Below are 19,741 nucleotides of genomic sequence, written 5' to 3'. Positions count from 1 at the left end.
CTTTTTGGAGCAATTGAATGTTATGTGCAATTTATAAAAGTAAACGTAAACCAGGCTGCTACCTTTATATTTCCAAACGAGATGAGTTTTCAGCTGTACCGGATATATTAATGCAAAGTTTTGGTAAGCCACAGTTTCTTATGGCCTTCAATTTGAAGGGAAGTAAACCGCTTGTTTATGCTGATAAAGATGAGGTCATGGAGAAAATTACCCAGCAAGGATTTTACCTTCAGATACCAAAACAGAATGATGGGTTATTTAATAGTTTGAGTGAGATCAAATAACGCTATTATTTTTTCGTAAAAATCTTCAAATATTGCGTTAACTCAATATTTTTTTTAAAAACTCCTTTAAAATTCACCGCACTTTTAAAAGGAGAATGAAAATGAGTAGTTTCTTTGTGGCGGGTACAGATACTGATGTGGGCAAAACCACTGCCTGCCGTGCCATTATTCAGGCATTACAAGCAAAGGGCGTTCGAATTGTTGGTTATAAGCCGATTGCTTGTAGCTGTGAAGAAAGTATCTATCCTGTAGACAATCAATCCAATGAACCCAAAACAGATTACGATGCTGAGAATAATTCAGATGTATTAACTTTAATGGATGCAACGAATGAGCCGGTATCCTATAAGGAAGTGAATAGTTATACTTTTACTCATTCTTTGCCGATGCTGACTCGAGATAAATCACGCATTAAATTAAGTAAGATTAACCAAGCCTTAACAACATTAGTTCAAAAATATCAATCTGTTGTGGTGGAAGGTTCATTTGGTTTACTCACCCCCATGGCAGAGGGTAAGAGTTTTGCTGATTGGGTCGTTGAGCATAAAATGCCTGTGGTATTGGTTGTAGGCATTAAAGAAGGCTGTATTAACCACGCATTGTTGACGGCTCAAGTGATTAAACAACTAGGCGTTCCTTTATTAGGCTGGATTGCAAATCGAATTAATCCTTGCTTAGGGCATTATAAAGAGGTGGTAGATATTTTAGAGGCTCAGATTGATGCCCCTCTGCTAGGTAAAATCCCTTATATTCATAAACCAGAATCCCAAGAGTTAGGACATTATTTAGCCAATATTGATCGTTTGATGTATATGCAAACAGAGTTAGTTAAATAGTCGTTTGAAATAAAATTGCGGTTAAAACTCATTAGATTTCAACCGCACTTTTTTTATTCTTCGTTTTCTGGAAGCTCTTTTTTCAGGATATCTTCTTCTTCAAGGCTAGATAAGCGAGCAATCGCATTACGATAAGAGATTTCAAGAGTTTCCCGGCTGGTTGCAATAACACCTTGATCCACTAAGAATCCATCATTGACATCATACACCCAGCCATGTAGAGAGAGCTTTTGTCCGCGCTCCCAGGCACTTTTTACGATAGATGTACGTCCTAGGTTATAAACTTGTTCTGCAACATTGATTTTAGTGAGCATATCTGCACGTTTTTCCGGTGAAAGATTGCCTAATAGGTGTCCATGTTTGAACCAAATATCACGAATATGAAGTAGCCAGTTATTGATCAATCCAAGATCTTGATCCTGCATCGCAGCTTTAATCCCTCCACAATTTGTATGGCCACAAATAATAATATGTTCAATTTTGAGTACATCAACGGCGTATTGCACAACTGAAAGACAGTTAAAATCCGTATGGATAACTTGATTGGCTACATTACGATGAACAAATAATTCGCCTGGTTCAAGATTTGTTAGTTTTTCAGCGGGAACACGGCTATCTGAGCAACCAATCCAGAGGTAATGAGGTGTTTGGTGATCGGCAAGTTCTTTAAAATAAGTGGAATTTTCTTCTTTCATTCTTTGTGCCCAACTGTAGTTGTTAGCAAAGAGTTGTTTAATTTTGTCCATTTCTACTTTCCTTAATGTGATGTATTTGAAAGATTGATTCAAACACAATAAGTGAAATTAGGGGATAAATTTATCGCCCAAAATGATGACCGCACTTTAAAGAAAGTGCGGTCAATTTAAACAATATTTTTAGAAATTTGCATTTCTTGGTGCGCGAGGGAATGGAATTACATCGCGAATATTTTGTACGCCGGTTACATAAACGATTAAACGTTCAAAACCAAGACCGAAACCTGAATGTGGTACGGTACCATATTTACGAAGATCACGATACCACCAGTAATCTTCAGGATTTAAGCCCATTTCTTCCATACGTTTATCTAATACGTCTAAACGTTCTTCACGTTGAGAACCACCGATGATTTCACCAATTCCAGGTGCGAGAACATCCATTGCGGCCACAGTTTTACCATCATCATTTAAACGCATATAGAAGGCTTTGATATCTTTCGGATAGTTTTTCACGACAACAGGCGATTTGAAATATTCTTCCGCTAAGAAACGTTCATGTTCAGAAGACAAATCGATTCCCCAAGATACTGGGAATTCGAATTTCTTACCTGATTTTAATAACACGTCGATCGCATCGGTATAATCAATTTGAGCAAAATCGGAGTTTACGAAGTTTTCTAAACGAGTAATCACATCTTTATCTACGTGTTTTTCAAAGAATTTTAAGTCATCTTTGCGCTCAGCAAGCACGGCACGGAATACGTATTTCAACATGTCTTCTGCTAATTTAGCATTGTCAGCAAGCGTTGCAAATGCAACTTCAGGCTCAACCATCCAGAATTCAGCAAGGTGACGAGTGGTATTTGAATTTTCAGCACGGAATGTTGGACCAAAAGTATAGATTTTGCTTAATGCGCACGCATAAGTCTCGCCATTTAATTGGCCTGAAACCGTTAAAAATGACTCTTTTCCGAAGAAGTCTTGGCTGAAATCAACTTTGCCATCTTCACCACGAGGAAGGTTTTCTAAATCAAGTGTTGAAACACGGAACATTTCACCCGCACCTTCAGTATCTGAAGCGGTAATTAATGGGGTAGCGACCCAATAGAAACCTTGTTCATGGAAGAAACGATGAATAGCTTGTGCTAAGCAGTGACGAACACGCGCCACGGCACCGATAATATTCGTACGAGGGCGTAAGTGAGCCACTTCACGTAAGTATTCAATAGAGTGACGTTTTGCTGCCATTGGATAAGTATCAGGATCTTCTACAAACCCTGTCACTTCTACTTTTTCAGCTTGAAGTTCAACAGCTTGACCTTCTGCAGGGGACTCAACAATAGTGCCTGTTACAATAACAGAACAACCTGTTGTTAAGCGTAATACTTCACTTTCGTAATTTTCAATATCGTTATTGACGATAACTTGAATAGGATCAAAGCAAGAGCCGTCATAAACAGCGAGGAAAGAAAGACCAGCTTTAGAATCACGACGGGTACGAACCCAGCCGCGTACGGTAACTTTTTCGCCAATAGCGATTTTACCTTGTAACACATCAACAATGGATGCAACTTTAGACATATAAACCTCTGTAATTCATTATAAATTAGGCAATAAAACTGCGTTAGTTTACCTTAAATCGCAAAATTTTCCATAAAAAGTTAGTGTAAATCAGGCTTGCACAGTAAAATAATGCCTTCACTTTATTTTAGGAGAAAACTATGTGGTCTGATATTTTGACCGGCTATGGCATTTTTATTTTGGAGATTTTAACGATTTTACTTGTGATTGCTGCTATTGTCGCAATGATCATTTCAGCAAAACAGCGTAATGCAACACATCATGGTGAATTGGTCGTGACAGATCTTTCGGAAGAATTTAAGGAAACAATAAAGCATTTACGCGATTTCCAGCTTTCAGAAGAAGAACTTAAACAAGCAGAAAAAGCGGAGAAGAAAGCGAAAAAGCAAGAGGCAAAGGCGTTAAAAGCGAAATTAAAAAATAGTGAGAAAGAAACGCCTAAACCTTGTGTTTATGTGCTCGATTTTAAAGGTGATATTTCTGCATCAGAAACAACCGCACTTCGAGAAGAAATTTCGGCGATTATTAATGTAGCAAAAGCCGATGATGAGGTCTTACTACGTTTAGAAAGCCCTGGTGGTGTTGTTCATGGTTATGGTCTGGCGGCCTCGCAGTTAGCTCGTTTAAAACAAAAAGGGATTAAATTAACTGTTGCAGTCGATAAGGTTGCTGCAAGTGGTGGGTATATGATGGCTTGTGTGGCAGATAGAATTGTTTCTGCGCCTTTTGCGATAATCGGTTCTATTGGTGTGGTTGCGCAAATTCCCAATATTCATCGTTTGTTAAAAAACATGATGTCGATGTTGATGTGATTACAGCAGGAGAATTTAAGCGCACGGTCACAGTATTAGGTGAAAATACTGAAAAAGGAAAACAAAAATTCCAAGCAGAACTTGAAGAAACACATCAATTATTTAAACAATTTGTGGCTCAAAATCGACCGCACTTAGATGTGGATAAAGTCGCAACTGGTGAGCATTGGTTCGGTCAACAAGCCTTAGCGCTTCAACTAGTCGATGAGTTAGCAACCAGTGATGATATTATTCTTGAAAAAATGAAAGATAAGTCTGTGATCGCGGTGAAATATAAAGTGAAAAAGCCACTTTTACAAAAAATAGGTAAGCAAGCTGAAGAGTGTATTGAGGGAATTATCCATCGAAATTTAACAAAAAATGGACAGGATTTTATTCAATAAGAAAAAAATTTACTTATTTGACAACTCTTTACACAACTTTACAAAAAAAGTTCCATAAAAAATCATTTTTTAATGTTTTTTTATTTACAAGTTAAAGAATTATGACTACCATACGCCATGAAACTCTTATAGTTTTATTTGTAAAATTTATAAAGTTTAGTTGTGTAGGTTCTTCTTGCAAGGATTGCACCTTAACAGTAAAAAGGTAAAGAAATGAAATTATCTCGTATTTTATTATCTGCAGTAGCAGTAGCGACAGTTGCTGCTTGTGGTAACTTAAGCAAAGTTACAGAAGCTGGTACTCCAGAATATAAAGAAGTTGATGGTCAACAAGTACCACAACTCGTATGGCCTAAGATTGATAAAGCTGGTTTCAATCATGATGGTAGCCAATTTGGTTCATGGCCAAACTGGGATAACGTTCGTATGATCGAACGTGGTATGAACAAAGACCAATTATATAACCTAATCGGTCGTCCGCACTTCTCTGAAGGTTTATACGGTGTTGAAGAGTGGGATTATGTGTTCAACTATCGTGAAAATGGTGTTCACAAAATCTGTCAATACAAAGTATTATTTGACAAAAACCATAATGCTCAAAGTTTCTTCTGGTATCCAAATGGTTGTAATGGGAATTCATCATTTGCGTTAAGCGGTGATTTCTTATTTGATTTCGATAAAGATACTTTAACAGCACGTGGTAAAGAAGTTGTTGACAGTGTGGCTGCGCAATTAAAAGAAACAGGCGCTAAAGATGTAAAAGTCGCAGGTTATACCGACCGTTTAGGTTCTGACGCTTATAACTTAGATTTGTCTCAACGTCGTGCAAACCGTGTTAAAGCTCGTTTGCTTCAAGATGGGGTGACATCAGAAATCACAGCTATTGGTTATGGTAAAAATCCACAAGTTAAAGCTTGTGACGGCTATAAACATGGAAGTAAAGCAGAAAAAGATTGTTTACGACCTAATCGCCGTGTAGAAATAAATGCTTCTGGTTCAGTTTTAAAATTGCAAGAAGGTAGCCAGGCTAATGGTGGTACTCAAGGTCCAGCAGTTCTTTATCAAAAATAATGTATAAACCTAAAAAGAGCGTAATATGATTACGCTCTTTTTTATTTTTGATATTTAAGAAATTATTCAAGTAAAAGTTCTTCAATTAGCTTAGTGGTTAAGTTGATATAACTTCCATTGAATCGATGGCTAAAATTTAATAGATAATAAAGTTGGTAAAGGTGTTTTCTTTCTTCAAAACCTTCTTTATCAAGTGGGAAAGTGCGCTCATAAATTTCATAGAATTCAGCTGAGAAAGGTTGGAAAAGCTCACTGAATGCTAAATCACATTCTCTATCCCCCCAGTAGCATGCAGGATCATAAGTAAAGGTTTGATTACCTACGATAGCGGTATTCTCAATCCATAAGTTACCATGTAACAAAGAAGGTTTAGGATTATGTTTTGAAAGTTTGTGTTTTACCTTTTCAATAATTAAATCAATGTCGCCAAAGTCTAAACCTTTATCTTTACAAAGTTGTAATTGCCATCCAATACGTTGTTCTGCAAAAAATTTTGCCCAACTTCCATTCCATTTATTCGGTTGATACTCAGGGCCAAGCCAAGTATCAAAATCTAAGCCATAGTTTTTAGTGCCAGATACTTGATGGAGTTTTGCTAATTCTTCAGCAAAATGTGGTGTTGCATTGGTTTGTTGAGTAATAGGAAGCGCTTCTAATAATAAGAAACTATGGTTTTGGGAACAGCCTACGCCATACACTTGTGGAAGTCTGATTGTATTGGTTTTGCCTAGTAGGTTTAATTGATCAGCCTCAGCACGAAACATTGAACGATAAGATCGTTCATTTACTTTAACAAAGACAGGTTGGATTCCATCCGTAATAAGCCAAGTTTCATTTACTTCGCCACCAGGTACTTTGTTTTTTTCTTTGATGTTATAGTAAGCACCAAATTGATCCGCTAAGACTTGAGAAATTGATTTCCACATAATACGCCTCCTAGACATGCTCGATTCTTCTTCATTCTATCCAAAATGTTAAAAATTACTGTGATATATCTCAAAAAATAGCAAAAATCTTTGTCATTTTTCATCTGAAACATCAATTCACTAATAAACGCGTGATTTTTTAATAAGTTAGTATTATCATTAAGCGTATTTTTAGTTAGAAAAGATAATCAGGGGAAACTATGCAACATCTGAAAGATCTTGTTGAGAAAGCAAAATCAGCGATTGAACAAATCGAAAATAAAAGTTTAGCCACATTAGATGAAATTCGTGTGGAATATTTTGGTAAAAAAGGGCATTTTACCCAACTTATGCAGGAATTGCGTAATGTTGCTGCAGAAGAGCGTCCAGCAATGGGCGCTAAAATCAATGAAGCGAAACAAGCTGCGTTAGATTTTTTAAATGCTAAAAAAGCAGAATGGGAGCAAGCTGAACTCAATGCGAAATTAGAAAAAGAACGTATTGATGTGAGCCTTCCTGGTCGTAAAACAGAAGCGGGTGGTTTACACCCCGTTACCATTACCATCAATCGCGTAACAAAATTCTTTTCAGAGTTAGGTTTTTCTGTGGAAACCGGTCCCGAAATTGAAAGTGATTATTACAATTTCGATGCATTAAATATCCCTAAACATCACCCAGCACGTGCTGATCACGATACATTCTGGTTTAATCCTGAATTATTACTTCGTACACAAACCTCCGGTGTGCAAATTCGTACCATGGTAAAAATGCAGCCGCCTATTCGTATTATGGCGCCAGGTCGTGTATATCGTAACGACTACGATCAAACACACACACCAATGTTCCATCAAATTGAATTACTTTATGTAGATAAAAAAGCAAACTTCACCGAGTTAAAAGGTTTATTACACGATTTCTTACGTGCATTTTTTGAAGAAGATTTACAAGTTCGCTTCCGTCCTTCTTATTTCCCATTCACCGAACCTTCTGCAGAAGTCGATGTAATGGGCAAAAACGGTAAATGGTTAGAAGTATTAGGTTGTGGTATGGTGCATCCTAATGTGTTACGTAACGTAGGTATTGATCCAAATGAATATTCTGGCTTCGCAGTAGGTATGGGGGTTGAGCGTTTAACCATGTTACGCTACAACGTCACAGATTTACGTTCATTCTTTGAAAACGACTTACGTTTTTTAAAACAATTTAAGTAATTAACCGTTGGGTTAAATTGACGATAATGATTAATTTAGAACGTAACACGTTCATCAATAAAGGATACAGAGATAATGAAATTTAGCGAAAATTGGGTGAGAGAATGGGTTAATCCATCAATTTCAACAGAGCAGTTATGTGATCAAATCACTATGCTTGGTTTAGAAGTTGACGGCGTTGAAAAAGTAGCTGGCGACTTTACCGGTGTGGTTGTAGGTGAAGTTGTTGAATGTGCACAACACCCAGATGCAGACAAATTACGAGTCACTAAAGTAAATGTTGGTGGCGACCGTTTATTAGATATCGTTTGTGGTGCACCAAATTGCCGTCAAGGTTTAAAAGTGGCATGTGCAACTGAAGGTGCCGTATTACCTGGTGATTTTAAAATTAAAAAAACTAAATTACGCGGTCAACCTTCAGAAGGGATGCTTTGCTCATTCTCTGAATTAGGCATTGATGTGGATGCAGATGGTATTATTGAGCTACCGTTAGATGCACCAGTAGGCACAAATCTACGCGAATATTTAGATTTAGATGATAAAGCCATTGAAATTAGCTTAACGCCAAACCGTGCAGATTGTTTAAGTATTGCAGGTGTTGCTCGTGAAGTTGGTGTGGTTAATAAACAAGTTGTTAATCAACCACACTTTGATGCCGTACCTGCAACGATTTCAGATAAAGTTCAAATTGAATTAAAAGCGCCAGAAGCATGCCCTCGTTATTTATTGCGCGTGGTGAAAAATGTGAATGTTAAAGCGCAATCACCAATTTGGTTACAAGAAAAATTACGTCGTTGTGGTATTCGTTCTATCGATCCTATTGTGGACATTACCAACTATGTTTTACTTGAATTAGGTCAACCAATGCATGCTTTTGATGCATCAAAAGTGTCTCAACCTGTTCAAGTACGTTTAGCCAATAACGGCGAAGAACTTGTTTTATTAGATGGTACAACCGCAAAATTACAATCGAATACTTTAGTGATTGCAGACCAAACTGGTCCATTAGCAATGGCGGGTATCTTTGGTGGTCAAGCAAGCGGTGTTGATGCGGAAACAACAAAAGATGTGATTTTAGAAGCCGCATTCTTTGCACCACTAGCGATTGCAGGACGCGCGAGACAATATGGTTTACACACTGATTCTTCACATCGTTTTGAACGCGGTGTTGATTTTACGCTACAACGTCACGCAATGGAACGTGCAACAGCATTGTTACTTGAAATTTGTGGTGGTGAAGCTGGTGAAATTTGTGAAGTGGTGAGTGAGCAATATTTACCAAAAGTCAATGAAGTCACTTTACGTCGTGAAAAATTAGATAGCTTATTAGGTCATCATATCGAAACTGAAACCGTGACCGAGATTTTTGAGCGTTTAGGTTTCGCCGTGAAATATGCTAATGATGTTTGGACCGTAACTTCTGCAAGCTGGCGTTTTGATATTGAAATCGAAGAAGATCTCATTGAAGAAGTGGCACGTATTTATGGCTATAACAGCATTCCAAATAACGCACCATTAGCACATCTTCGTATGCGTGAGCATAAAGAAGCCGATTTAGAATTAAGCAGAATTAAGACCGCACTTGTGGATGCAGATTATCAAGAGGCGATTACTTATAGCTTCGTTGATCCAAAAGTACAGACTTTACTTCATCCAGAAATTGAAGCGCTTGTATTGCCAAACCCAATTTCAGTTGAAATGTCAGCAATGCGCGTTTCATTGTTAAGTGGATTACTCGGTGCGGTACTATACAACCAAAATCGTCAACAAAATCGCGTGCGTTTATTTGAAACGGGATTACGTTTTGTTCCTGATGCTAATGCAGAATTTGGCATTCGCCAAGAGTTTGTTCTTGCTGGTGTAATTACAGGTACCGCTAAATCTGAATCTTGGACAGGTAAGGCCGAAAATGTTGATTTCTTTGATCTTAAAGGTGATTTAGAAAGCATTCTTTCTCTCACTGAAGTGGGGAGTCGTGTTAAGTTTGTGGCAAAAGCACACAGTGCATTGCACCCAGGACAATCTGCTTCAATTGAATTAGATGGAAAAGAAATTGGTTTTATTGGAACTATTCATCCACTTATCGCTCAAAAATTAGGATTAAATGGCAAAGCGGTTGTTTTTGAAATTTTATGGGATGCCATTGCAAATCGTCGTGTGGTTCAAGCTAAAGAGATTTCAAAATTCCCAGCAAACCGTCGTGACTTAGCTTTAATCGTTGCTGATAATGTGCCAGCAGGCGATATTATCGAAGCATGTAAACAAGCCGGCGGAGAAAAATTAACACAAGTCAATTTATTCGATGTATATCAAGGCATTGGCGTTGCTAGCGGACATAAGAGCTTAGCAATCAGTTTAACCATTCAAGATAATGAAAAAACGCTTGAAGATGATGAGATTAATGCGGTAATCTCTGCTGTATTAAACGAAGTTAAACAACGCTTTAATGCGGAGCTTAGAGACTAAACAGGAGACTAACATGGCAACGATTACAAAAATTGATATTACTGAATACTTATTAGATAAGTATCAATTACAAAAAGCGGAAGCTAAAGCATTAGTGGAAGACTTTTTTGAGGAAATTCGTTTATCGTTAGAATCTGGTGGTGAAGTGAAATTATCCGGTTTTGGTAATTTTGAACTTCGTAATAAAGCTTCCCGTCCAGGGCGTAATCCAAAAACAGGTGAAAGCATTCCTGTTTCTGCGCGCCGTGTAGTGGCATTCAAGCCAGGGCAGAAATTACGTGCTCGCGTGGAAAATACCAAGCCAAAACAATAGTAATAAAAGTGCGGTCGTTTTTGACCGCACTTTTGTCAGGATTGAACATGAATAAGATTAAATGTGCTTTTTTAGTCGCAGGAAGTTTTTTGCTTTTTGCTTGTTCAAGTGGTGTTCGTGAAGAATATGCTATGAACTATAAAGGTCAGATTGGAGATCCGATTATAGCGATTGCCATGTTAAGTGAACAACAATACGAATGGGCGGGTACACCTTATGTGTTAGGTGGGCAGTCTCGTGGTGGTATTGATTGTTCTGGTTTTGTGCAAAAAACCTTTATTGATCGTTTTAATATCAACCTTCCTCGAACGACGAAAGATCAAGCGGGTTACGGAAAACTTGTTCGTAAAGAAGATATCCAAACAGGCGATTTAATTTTCTTTAAAACGGGACGCGGACCAAATGGCTATCATGTGGGGATTTATGTGAAAGAAGATAAATTTTTACACGCTTCAACTAAAGGTGGCGTGATTTATTCTTCGATGAATAGCCCTTATTGGAAAAAAGCTTTTTGGCAAGTTAGACGAGTATAGTGGAAATAAAAAAAGTGCGGTTAATTTTAACCGCACTTTTTCTTTATGGATTTGTTGTAGGGCGAATGCCTAATGTGTGGCAAATCGCATAAGTGAGTTCACTACGATTTAATGTGTAGAAGTGGAAGTCATTCACGCCTTCACGAGAAAGGATTTTTACCATATCCATTGCCACACTCGCCGCGACGAGATTACGAGTAGTAGGATCATCATCTAATCCTTCATATGCTTTAGCCAACCATGCTGGAATTTTTACATTCGTAAATGATGCCATTTTTTGAAGTTGTTTGAAGTTAGTGACAGGTAGAATACCCGGAACAATTTCAGCCTCAATACCAATGGATGCACAGCGGTCTCGGAAGCGAAGATAACTATCAATATCAAAGAAGAATTGAGTAATGACATGATTAGCGCCCGCATCAATTTTACGTTTCAAATTGATTAAATCTGCTTGTGCTGATTTTGCTTCAGGGTGAACCTCAGGATATGCTGCAACGGAGATATCAAAATCAGCTACGGAGCGGAGTAGTTCAACTAAATCAGCCGCATAGAAAGGTTTTTTAGCATAGCCTTTTGGCTCATCACCGCGTAAAGCTACAATGCGACGAATACCGCTACCCCAATAATCTTTTGCAATTTCTTTTAATTCTTCAGGTGTGGCATCAATACCCGTTAAATGTGGTGCAGCTTCTATGCCAGTTTCTGCTTTAATAGCTTTCACGATGCTATGTGTACGATCACGTTCCCCAGAGTTTGCGCCATAGGTGACGGAGACAAATTTAGGATTTAATACTTTTAAGCGATGAATGGAATCCCAAAGCATGCTTTCCATTTTTTCATTTTTAGGCGGAAAGAATTCAAAGGAGACATTGATTTTTTTGTTAGTATCAGCAAGATGTTGATTTAATGTGTTAATTTCGTTTGCGTAGCTCATAGCATGCCTTCTTACATTTTTTATTAGAATGCGCTTATCATAAGATAAGAACTAATATGCGTCAATTTCAATGATTTCATCAAAATGATGAATGAAATTAATGATTATTTATTACGCGTTGTATTTTAAAAGAAAATCAAATTTATTTGCACAAAAAGTTAGCATTTTTTCTAAAAATAGGTATAATACGCCGACCCTGTAAATGCACGGATTCCCACCGTGCATTATTTTATCGAGATCACACTCGAAGGGGTGGAGATTAAGATTAATGGTTGTGTTTCAAACAATATGGAACACTGGGTATCAAACTTATATTTTGGTAATTAATTAATGAAAACTTTTGTAGCAAAACCGGAAACAGTAAAACGTGACTGGTATGTGGTAGATGCGACAGGTAAAACTTTAGGTCGTTTAGCTACTGAATTAGCACGCCGTCTTCGTGGTAAACACAAGGCTGAGTACACTCCACACGTAGATACTGGTGATTACATCATCGTTATCAACGCAGACAAAGTGGCAGTAACTGGTCGTAAAGAAACAGATAAACTTTACTACTGGCACACTGGCTATGTAGGTGGTATCAAACAAGCGACTTTCAAAGAAATGATCGCTCGCCGTCCTGAAGCGGTGATTGAAATTGCGGTTAAAGGTATGTTGCCAAAAGGTCCATTAGGCCGTGCAATGTTCCGTAAATTAAAAGTGTATGCGGGTGCAGAACACCAACACGCAGCACAACAACCACAAGTATTAGACATTTAATCACGAGGTTTAGGAAATGGCAGAGAATCAAAACTACGGCACTGGTCGCCGCAAAAGCTCTTCAGCTCGTGTATTTATCAAACCGGGCAGTGGTAAAATCACTATCAACCAACGTGAATTAGACGTATATTTCGGTCGCGAAACAGCTCGTATGATCGTACGTCAACCGTTAGAATTAGTGGAATTAACTGATAAATTAGACCTATACATCACTGTTAAAGGTGGTGGTATTTCTGGTCAAGCGGGTGCAATCCGTCACGGTATCACTCGTGCATTAATGGAATATGATGAGACTTTACGTCCTGCTCTTCGTGCAGCTGGCTTCGTTACTCGTGACGCACGTCGCGTTGAACGTAAAAAAGTTGGTTTACACAAAGCACGTCGTCGTCCACAATACTCCAAACGTTAATTTTTTATTATCGTTTCAAGAAAGCAGAGAGAAATCTCTGCTTTTTTATGTCTGTAAAAAACAAATTAATTAAAAATTCCCGTTCTTTGATTTCTTATCATGCGTTTATAATTGTTTGATTTTAAAGTAAAAATAAGAAATTGTTAGCAATTCACCTATCGGTTATGTTAAAATAATCGCCCGTTTTTAGTAGAAGTATATAAGTTAGTTTGGATCTTCGGAGGAATAAATGTCCAATGCATCAAGTAAACGTTCAGTAATGACTCTTTTTTCAAATAAAAATGACATTTACTGCCATCAGGTAAAAATTGTTTTAGCTGAAAAAGGTGTCGCTTACGAAAACGAAGAAGTTGATCTGCAAGCATTATCAGAAGATTTAATGGAATTAAATCCTTACGGCACATTACCAACCTTGGTGGATCGTGATTTAGTGTTATTCAGCTCACGCATTATTATGGAATATCTTGATGAGCGTTTTCCACATCCTCCACTTATGCCAGTTTATCCAGTTTCTCGTGCGAAAAGCCGTCTTTTAATGTTACGTATCGAACAAGATTGGTACCCAACATTAGAAATTGCTGAAAAAGGCACGGAAGTTGAACGTGAAGAAGCATTAAAACAGCTAAAAGAAGAATTGTTAGCGGTATCGGTTATCTTCCAACAAACCCCTTATTTTATGAGTGAAGAGTTTGGCTTAGTCGATTGCTATGTTGCACCATTATTATGGAAATTACGCAATATGGGTGTTGAATTTAGCGGTACAGGAAGCAAAGCAATCAAAGGCTATATGGATCGAGTATTTAGCCGTGATTCATTCTTACAATCTGTAGGTGAGGCTGCACCTAAAAATTTAATGGATGATAAATAATGGCTCATACACCTTCTCCAAAACGCCCTTATTTACTAAGAGCCTATTATGATTGGTTAGTGGATAATGATTTCACCCCATATTTAGTGGTAGATGCTAATTATTATGGTACCAATGTGCCTGTGGAATACGTGAAAGATGGACAAATCGTCTTAAATCTTTCTGCTGGGGCGACAGGGAATTTGAAATTAACGAATGATTTTATTCAGTTTAATGCACGTTTCAAAGGTGTTGCTCGTGAGTTATATATTCCGATGGGCGCGGCTTTAGCTATTTATGCACGTGAAAATGGTGATGGCGTGATGTTTGAGCCAGAAGAAATTTACGATGAACTCAATCGTGAGCCGACATCAGAACAGCCATTAAGTTTTGCTGAAGCGGTAGATAAGCCTAAGACGGAAAAGAAACCACAGAAATCAGCATCTCATTTACGAATTGTGGATTAAGGAAAGAAAAACAAAAGTGCGGTTAATTTTGACCGCACTTTTTTTGTCTATTGGATTTTGTTAATTGGTGTAATCTTTTTAAATGAAATCAATGCAGATAAAATAATGGCAATAATTAAGGGCATGTAGTTTTGTATTGCAAATAATCTGATGATTTCAATATTACTATCATTAAATAAAGAAGCTATCAAACTGTAATATAACACACCAATCAGAACGCTAAAGGCAAGATGGCGAAAATTCTTGTGGAATCGTGCAAACATGACGGTAAGACCAGTGAATAACATCGGTAACACAGCAATAACCATCATTAAAAGCATTAATGCTACGATGCTATCTAGATCTGTCACTTGTGTTAATAATATGGATGTGATTCCAAAAATAATAGTGCCAAGCAAAGTAAATACAAGAGGAATTAACCAACGGTAAGAGGCAAAGCCTTTTTTTTCTATGACTTGGTCAGTTAGATTTACTCCCGTTGAAACTGCCTTAGGCAGTATTTTATGCATGATTTGGGATTCTAAGAGAATTCCCGCTTTATTTGGAAAAGCGATTAGGCCAAAAATTGCAGCTAATGCACCATGGAAAAGGCAGAGGTAAAGGTTAATATCATTTGTTGTGATATAAAAAGAAATTCCAGCGGTGAGTGTTCCGATAATGGTTGCACTAAGAATGCCTTTAACGCTTCTCCTAAATTGACATAATCCGAGAATAAATCCGGTGGATATTCCCCAAATCAGCATAAAGTAAATTAAAAAAAACATGCCTCCAGAAAAAAAAGCAGCATAGCCAAATAAAACTGCATTACTTAAGACGCCTACCCCAGTAGGGAGAGCCAAGTTTGAGAATAAGAATTGAGATACCAATCTAGCATAAAGTGTAGTAAAAGCTAGAAAGTAAAGAAAAATACGCCAGAAAGCGAATTGTTTCCTCAGAAAAGGCATTAGAAAAGACATTTTTGGGGTTCCTTAAGCTGTAATATAAAAATTTCTATTAATTATTTTGTTGCTGCTTTCATATTGCGAACAAACTCGGCGAGTTCAGATAAGCAGTGAGCCTGATTATCTAAGTTTCGCTCAATGATTTTTACGGTCGCAGACCCTGAAATTGCGCCAGCTGCACCCAGTTGAAGGGCTTCTTTCACTTGAGCAGGTTGAGCAATACCAAAACCTTGTAGAATTGGTGGAGCCTTGTGGGCTTTAAGTTGTTCTACAAGTGTATCTAAGTTTGCGGCATGAGCTTGATTCTCTGCACTTGTTACACCTGCACGAGACACTAAATAGGTATAGCCTTCGCTGTTTTCAGCAACGCCTTGTACCGTTTTGGCATCAGCATTTGGTGGGCAAATAAAGACAGGTTGAATGCCATGTTTTTTAGCGGCTTGAACATAGTCTTCTTTTGCCAATAGTGGAATATCTGCCACTAAAACCGCATCTACGCCGACTTCTGCACAACGTTGATAGAAATTATCTAAGCCTTTCGCAAAAATTAAATTCGCACAAAGAAGTAAACTAATCGGAATTTCTGGATATTTTGACCGCACTTTAGCGAGTAATTTAAAGCTATCCTCAGTGCTATGGCCCGCATTGAGCGCACGGTTATTAGCCGCCTGGATAACGGGACCGTCTAATAGTGGATCAGAAAATGGAAAACCTAATTCCAACGCATCTGCGCCATTTTCGACTAACGTGCAAATAATCTCAAAAGAGCGATCAAATGTTGGATCGCATAATGTGACGAAAGGTACAAAAGCCCCTTCTTTTTTCGCTGCAAGTTCTGCAAATTTAGTTTCAAAACGGCTCATTATTGCATTCCTTTTTCTTTTAAAACTTTATCAACGGTGAAAATATCTTTATCACCACGACCAGAGAGATTCACCACTAAAATTTGTTCTTTATTCGGTTCTTGATGAATCATTTTTAGCGCATGTGCTAATGCATGAGAACTTTCCAATGCAGGAATAATTCCTTCATGTTTTGCTAATTCTTGGAAAGCGTTTAATGCTTCATCATCTGTAATACTTGGGTATTCTGCACGACCAATACTTTGCAAGTAAGCATGTTGAGGTCCTACAGAAGGGAAGTCTAATCCAGCAGAAATAGAGTAGGATTCTTCCACTTGACCATCTTCAGTTTGCATTAAAGGTGATTTCATACCGAAATAAATGCCGACTTTTGCATGGCCCAATGGTGCACCATGTTCCCCACTTTCAATGCCGTGACCTGCAGGTTCCACACCAATTAATCGCACACCTTTTTCATCGATAAAGTCAGTAAACATACCAATGGCATTCGAACCGCCACCGACTGCAGCAATAACGGCATCCGGTAAGCGATCTTCTTTTTCTAAGATTTGACGTTTGGTTTCTTCACCAATCATTTTTTGGAATTCACGCACAATGGTTGGGAATGGGTGAGGACCTGCCGCCGTACCCAATAAATAATGGGTGTTTTCATAATTGGCTGACCAATCACGCATCGCTTCACAGCATGCATCTTTTAATGAGCAAGAACCTTTTTGTACAGGAATCACTTCCGCACCCATTAAACGCATACGGAATACGTTTGGTGATTGACGTTCTACGTCTTTTGCCCCCATATAAACACGGCAAGGCATATCTAACATTGCACAAGCAAGGGCTGTCGCAACACCATGTTGGCCCGCACCGGTTTCCGCGATAATGCGTGTTTTACCCATGCGTTTTGCCAATAAAATTTGACCTAATACTTGGTTGGTTTTATGGGCACCACCGTGAAGTAAATCTTCACGTTTTAAATAAATTTTTGCTTTTGTGCCTTTGGTTAAATTACGGCAAAGGGTAAGTGCGGTTGGTCTGCCCGCATAATTTTTAAGTAAATCTTGAAATTCACGTTGGAATTCAGGATCATCTTTTGCTTCAACAAAGGCTTTTTCTAGCTGCTGTAGTACCGGTACGAGAATTTCCGGTACGTACATTCCGCCAAATTCACCGAAATAAGGATTTAAAAGGGTTTCTGACATAATATTTCCTTGTTATTTTTGAATTCTTGCGACATTAAGTGGTGCAAAGGTTTGAGCAGTTGGCATCACTTCAATGCGATTAATATTGACATGTTCAGGTTGTTGATTGAGCCATAACACAATATTAGCAATATCTTGTGGACTGACATATTCCACATTTTCATAGAGTTTTTCTGCTCGGGCATCGTCACCTTTAAAGCGAACATTCGAAAATTCAGTTCCACCACAAAGACCTGGCTCAACATTGGTCACGCGAATTTGTGTGCCTGCAAGATCAGCACGAAGATTTAAACTAAATTGTTTGATAAAAGCTTTAGTGCCACCGTATATATTTCCGCCTGGATAAGGATAAGTGCCTGCAATTGAGCCTAAATTAATAATGTGACCTGAATTGCGTTCTACCATTTGTGGTAAAACAAGTCGAGTAATGGTGACGAGACCTTTAATATTGGTATCAATCATTTGCATCCAATCGTCTAAATTCGCTTTATCTGCACTTTCTAAGCCTAATGCTAATCCTGCATTATTCACTAATAAATCAATGGATTGCCAACTAGCGGGAAGTGAATGGAACGCATCTTCTGTTGCTTGGCGATCTGAAATATCAAAGGCAAGAAAGTGGAAGTTTTCACCTAATTCTTGCTGTAATTGTTCTAAACGAGCTACGCGCCGCCCCGTGCCAATTACACGATAGCCATTTTCAATGAGTGTGCGACAAATTGCCGTACCAAATCCGGCAGTTGCGCCGGTTACTAACGCTGTTCTTTGCATAATGCTTCCCCTTAGCAATCAGATTAATTTGACAAAATCGTCTTAAAAACTGACCGCACTTTTTCGCTATCTTTCACGCCAGCGGTAGTTTCTACACCAGAATTGAGATCCACCCCTAAGCAACCTTGCTTAATGGCTTGTTCAATATTGTCAGGTGAAATGCCACCAGCCAAAATAATTTTGTGTTTCAAGTTTTCAGGCATGAGTGACCAATTAAAGGTTTTTCCTGTGCCACCTTGTTGATTAGCGGATTGGCTATCGAAAATATAGCGAGTGATATTTAAATCATCCGTAAAATCAACCGCACTTTGTGCTTCAGTATTCACCGAAATGGCTTTCCAAATTTGTATTTCTTCAGGCAGTTGGTGACGAAGTGCGGTAATAAATTCAGCGGTTTCTGAACCGTGTAGCTGAACGGCATAAAGCTGCAATTGTTTAGCGATTTTTACAATAAAATCAATTTCTTGATTCTGGAATACGCCCACAAAACGAAGTGGTGATGCTGTCACTAATTCTTGGGCTTGACGTAGGCTCACACAGCGTTTTGAATGTTCGGCGAAAATTAAGCCGCCGTATAATGCTCCGTTTGCGTAAACCTCTTTGACATCTTGCGTGCGAGTTAAACCGCATACTTTATTTTCTCCAAAAATCACTTCACGCACAGCATTATTTAAATCAGCACTGCCCATTAGGCTGCTACCGATTAAAAAGCCATGTGCCACTTTTTGCAAATCACGAATTTGACTGTGATTATAAATCCCTGATTCGCTGATAATACGTGCATCAGCAGGAATGCGATCGGCATATTTTTGTGTGAGTTCTACCACGCGGTTTAAATCAACAGTGAGATCGTGAAGATTACGATTGTTGACGCCGATAATTTTTGCACCTAATGCAAGGGCACGCTCAAACTCTTCTTCGTTGCTGGTTTCTGTCAATACGCCCATGCCAAGAGAATGCGCCAGATCAGCTAGTACTCGATAGGTTTCATCATTCACCACTGAAAGCATCAATAAAATAGCATCAGCTTGATAGTGGCGCGCGAGATAAACCTGATATTCGCTGATCATAAAATCTTTGCACAATACAGGTTGTGAGACAACGTCACGTACTTGCGGCAAATAGTCAAATTTACCTTGGAAGTATTTCTCATCCGTTAGCACAGAAACAGCTGATGCATAATGTTTATATACATTGGCGATTTCATCTAAATTAAATTCATTACGAATTAATCCTTTAGAAGGGGAAGCTTTTTTACATTCCAAAATATAAGCCGGTTTTTGATGTGTGCCTTTAGCCAACGCATCATAAAAAGAGCGGTCTGATTTTTGAATGTTTTCTTTAAATTGTGAAAGCGGAAATTCAGCTTCCTTTGCCTTAACCGATTGCGCTTTGTCTAAGACGATTTTTTGCAGCACCGTCGCAGAGTCAATTGGTTTAGTGAAATCTTGCGTGATCATA

Annotated in this window: 20 protein-coding genes and 1 pseudogene; 12 read left to right on the top strand and 9 right to left on the bottom strand. The window is 38.3% G+C overall.

What is annotated here, in order from left to right; genetic code table 11:
* The first annotated feature begins 17 nt into the window (after window positions 1-17).
* Both RDV53_RS09480 and bioD read left to right on the top strand, forming a co-directional pair.
* Entirely contained in the window at window positions 18-284 is a 267-nt protein-coding gene (locus tag RDV53_RS09480) for a YcgL domain-containing protein (protein WP_005696190.1), read from the top strand.
* 101 nt (window positions 285-385) lie between these two features.
* The gene (gene bioD, locus RDV53_RS09475) at window positions 386-1,120 is read left to right on the top strand and encodes a dethiobiotin synthase (protein WP_032822427.1); all 735 of its coding nucleotides are present in this window, start codon (window positions 386-388) and stop codon (window positions 1,118-1,120) included.
* A gap of 53 nt (window positions 1,121-1,173) precedes the next feature.
* Here bioD and can read toward each other — a convergent pair whose 3' ends face one another.
* Window positions 1,174-1,866 (bottom strand): carbonate dehydratase, encoded by a 693-nt coding sequence (gene can, locus RDV53_RS09470; RefSeq protein ID WP_005696187.1) that lies wholly within the window; start codon window positions 1,864-1,866, stop codon window positions 1,174-1,176.
* Between the two features lie 129 nt (window positions 1,867-1,995).
* Window positions 1,996-3,399 carry an asparagine--tRNA ligase gene (gene asnS / locus RDV53_RS09465; protein WP_005696185.1) on the bottom strand — a complete coding sequence of 468 codons (1,404 nt, stop codon included), beginning with the start codon at window positions 3,397-3,399 and terminating at the stop codon, window positions 1,996-1,998.
* Window positions 3,400-3,539: 140 nt separating this feature from the next.
* Between asnS and sohB the strand changes: the two are divergent.
* Together sohB and RDV53_RS09455 are read left to right on the top strand one after the other, a co-directional pair.
* Window positions 3,540-4,594, top strand: a pseudogene (gene sohB / locus RDV53_RS09460) (protease SohB).
* Between the two features lie 213 nt (window positions 4,595-4,807).
* On the top strand, window positions 4,808-5,665 hold the full coding sequence (locus tag RDV53_RS09455) for an OmpA family protein (protein WP_005696182.1): 858 nt from the start codon (window positions 4,808-4,810) through the stop codon (window positions 5,663-5,665).
* A gap of 62 nt (window positions 5,666-5,727) precedes the next feature.
* Here the strand turns inward: RDV53_RS09455 and RDV53_RS09450 are convergent, their stop codons facing one another.
* Window positions 5,728-6,591, bottom strand: a complete 864-nt coding sequence (locus RDV53_RS09450; RefSeq protein WP_005696181.1) for a fructosamine kinase family protein — start codon at window positions 6,589-6,591, stop codon at window positions 5,728-5,730.
* Between the two features lie 200 nt (window positions 6,592-6,791).
* Here RDV53_RS09450 and pheS point away from each other — a divergent pair, with 200 nt between their 5' ends.
* The 4 genes from pheS to RDV53_RS09430 all read left to right on the top strand — a co-directional run bounded on the left by pheS (window position 6,792) and on the right by RDV53_RS09430 (window position 11,093).
* Window positions 6,792-7,781 carry a phenylalanine--tRNA ligase subunit alpha gene (gene pheS / locus RDV53_RS09445; protein WP_005696180.1) on the top strand — a complete coding sequence of 330 codons (990 nt, stop codon included), beginning with the start codon at window positions 6,792-6,794 and terminating at the stop codon, window positions 7,779-7,781.
* A 75-nt stretch (window positions 7,782-7,856) separates the two neighbouring features.
* Window positions 7,857-10,247: a phenylalanine--tRNA ligase subunit beta gene (gene pheT, locus RDV53_RS09440; RefSeq protein ID WP_005696179.1), complete on the top strand. Its 2,391-nt coding sequence runs from the start codon at window positions 7,857-7,859 to the stop codon at window positions 10,245-10,247.
* A gap of 13 nt (window positions 10,248-10,260) precedes the next feature.
* Window positions 10,261-10,560, top strand: a complete 300-nt coding sequence (locus RDV53_RS09435) for an integration host factor subunit alpha (RefSeq protein ID WP_005697518.1) — start codon at window positions 10,261-10,263, stop codon at window positions 10,558-10,560.
* Window positions 10,561-10,607: 47 nt separating this feature from the next.
* The gene (locus RDV53_RS09430) at window positions 10,608-11,093 is read left to right on the top strand and encodes a C40 family peptidase (protein WP_005696176.1); all 486 of its coding nucleotides are present in this window, start codon (window positions 10,608-10,610) and stop codon (window positions 11,091-11,093) included.
* A gap of 43 nt (window positions 11,094-11,136) precedes the next feature.
* On the opposite strand, the gene metF is transcribed toward RDV53_RS09430, so the two are convergent.
* Entirely contained in the window at window positions 11,137-12,027 is an 891-nt protein-coding gene (metF, locus tag RDV53_RS09425; RefSeq protein ID WP_005696175.1) for a methylenetetrahydrofolate reductase, read from the bottom strand.
* A gap of 330 nt (window positions 12,028-12,357) precedes the next feature.
* On the opposite strand from metF, the gene rplM reads away from it, so the two are divergent.
* The 4 genes from rplM to RDV53_RS09405 all read left to right on the top strand — a co-directional run bounded on the left by rplM (window position 12,358) and on the right by RDV53_RS09405 (window position 14,509).
* The gene (rplM, locus tag RDV53_RS09420) at window positions 12,358-12,786 is read left to right on the top strand and encodes a 50S ribosomal protein L13 (RefSeq protein ID WP_005628896.1); all 429 of its coding nucleotides are present in this window, start codon (window positions 12,358-12,360) and stop codon (window positions 12,784-12,786) included.
* Window positions 12,787-12,802: 16 nt separating this feature from the next.
* Complete coding sequence (gene rpsI / locus RDV53_RS09415) at window positions 12,803-13,195, top strand: 30S ribosomal protein S9 (RefSeq protein WP_005696173.1); 393 nt, start codon at window positions 12,803-12,805, stop codon at window positions 13,193-13,195.
* Between the two features lie 229 nt (window positions 13,196-13,424).
* On the top strand, window positions 13,425-14,063 hold the full coding sequence (gene sspA, locus RDV53_RS09410; protein WP_005696172.1) for a stringent starvation protein SspA: 639 nt from the start codon (window positions 13,425-13,427) through the stop codon (window positions 14,061-14,063).
* Window positions 14,063-14,509: a ClpXP protease specificity-enhancing factor gene (locus RDV53_RS09405; protein WP_005696171.1), complete on the top strand. Its 447-nt coding sequence runs from the start codon at window positions 14,063-14,065 to the stop codon at window positions 14,507-14,509. Before sspA ends, RDV53_RS09405 begins: the two co-directional genes overlap by 1 nt.
* A gap of 47 nt (window positions 14,510-14,556) precedes the next feature.
* Here the strand turns inward: RDV53_RS09405 and RDV53_RS09400 are convergent, their stop codons facing one another.
* The 5 genes from RDV53_RS09400 to trpCF are packed head-to-tail and all read right to left on the bottom strand — an operon-like array spanning window position 14,557 to window position 19,740.
* Window positions 14,557-15,465 carry a hypothetical protein gene (locus RDV53_RS09400; RefSeq protein WP_005696170.1) on the bottom strand — a complete coding sequence of 303 codons (909 nt, stop codon included), beginning with the start codon at window positions 15,463-15,465 and terminating at the stop codon, window positions 14,557-14,559.
* Window positions 15,466-15,506: 41 nt separating this feature from the next.
* Window positions 15,507-16,313 (bottom strand): tryptophan synthase subunit alpha, encoded by an 807-nt coding sequence (gene trpA / locus RDV53_RS09395; RefSeq protein ID WP_005696169.1) that lies wholly within the window; start codon window positions 16,311-16,313, stop codon window positions 15,507-15,509.
* Window positions 16,313-17,509, bottom strand: a complete 1,197-nt coding sequence (gene trpB / locus RDV53_RS09390; RefSeq protein WP_005696168.1) for a tryptophan synthase subunit beta — start codon at window positions 17,507-17,509, stop codon at window positions 16,313-16,315. The genes trpA and trpB overlap by 1 nt, the downstream gene beginning before the upstream one ends.
* 12 nt (window positions 17,510-17,521) lie before the next feature.
* Window positions 17,522-18,280, bottom strand: a complete 759-nt coding sequence (locus RDV53_RS09385; RefSeq protein ID WP_005696166.1) for an SDR family oxidoreductase — start codon at window positions 18,278-18,280, stop codon at window positions 17,522-17,524.
* A 23-nt stretch (window positions 18,281-18,303) separates the two neighbouring features.
* Window positions 18,304-19,740: a bifunctional indole-3-glycerol-phosphate synthase TrpC/phosphoribosylanthranilate isomerase TrpF gene (gene trpCF / locus RDV53_RS09380; RefSeq protein WP_005696165.1), complete on the bottom strand. Its 1,437-nt coding sequence runs from the start codon at window positions 19,738-19,740 to the stop codon at window positions 18,304-18,306.
* Window position 19,741: the final 1 nt, after the last annotated feature.

This window comes from Haemophilus parainfluenzae ATCC 33392 (genome assembly GCF_031191205.1).
Classification (GTDB): domain Bacteria; phylum Pseudomonadota; class Gammaproteobacteria; order Enterobacterales; family Pasteurellaceae; genus Haemophilus_D; species Haemophilus_D parainfluenzae.
The sequence above is the reverse complement of the archived record's forward strand: the minus strand, read 5'-3'. Positions and strand labels throughout refer to the sequence as shown.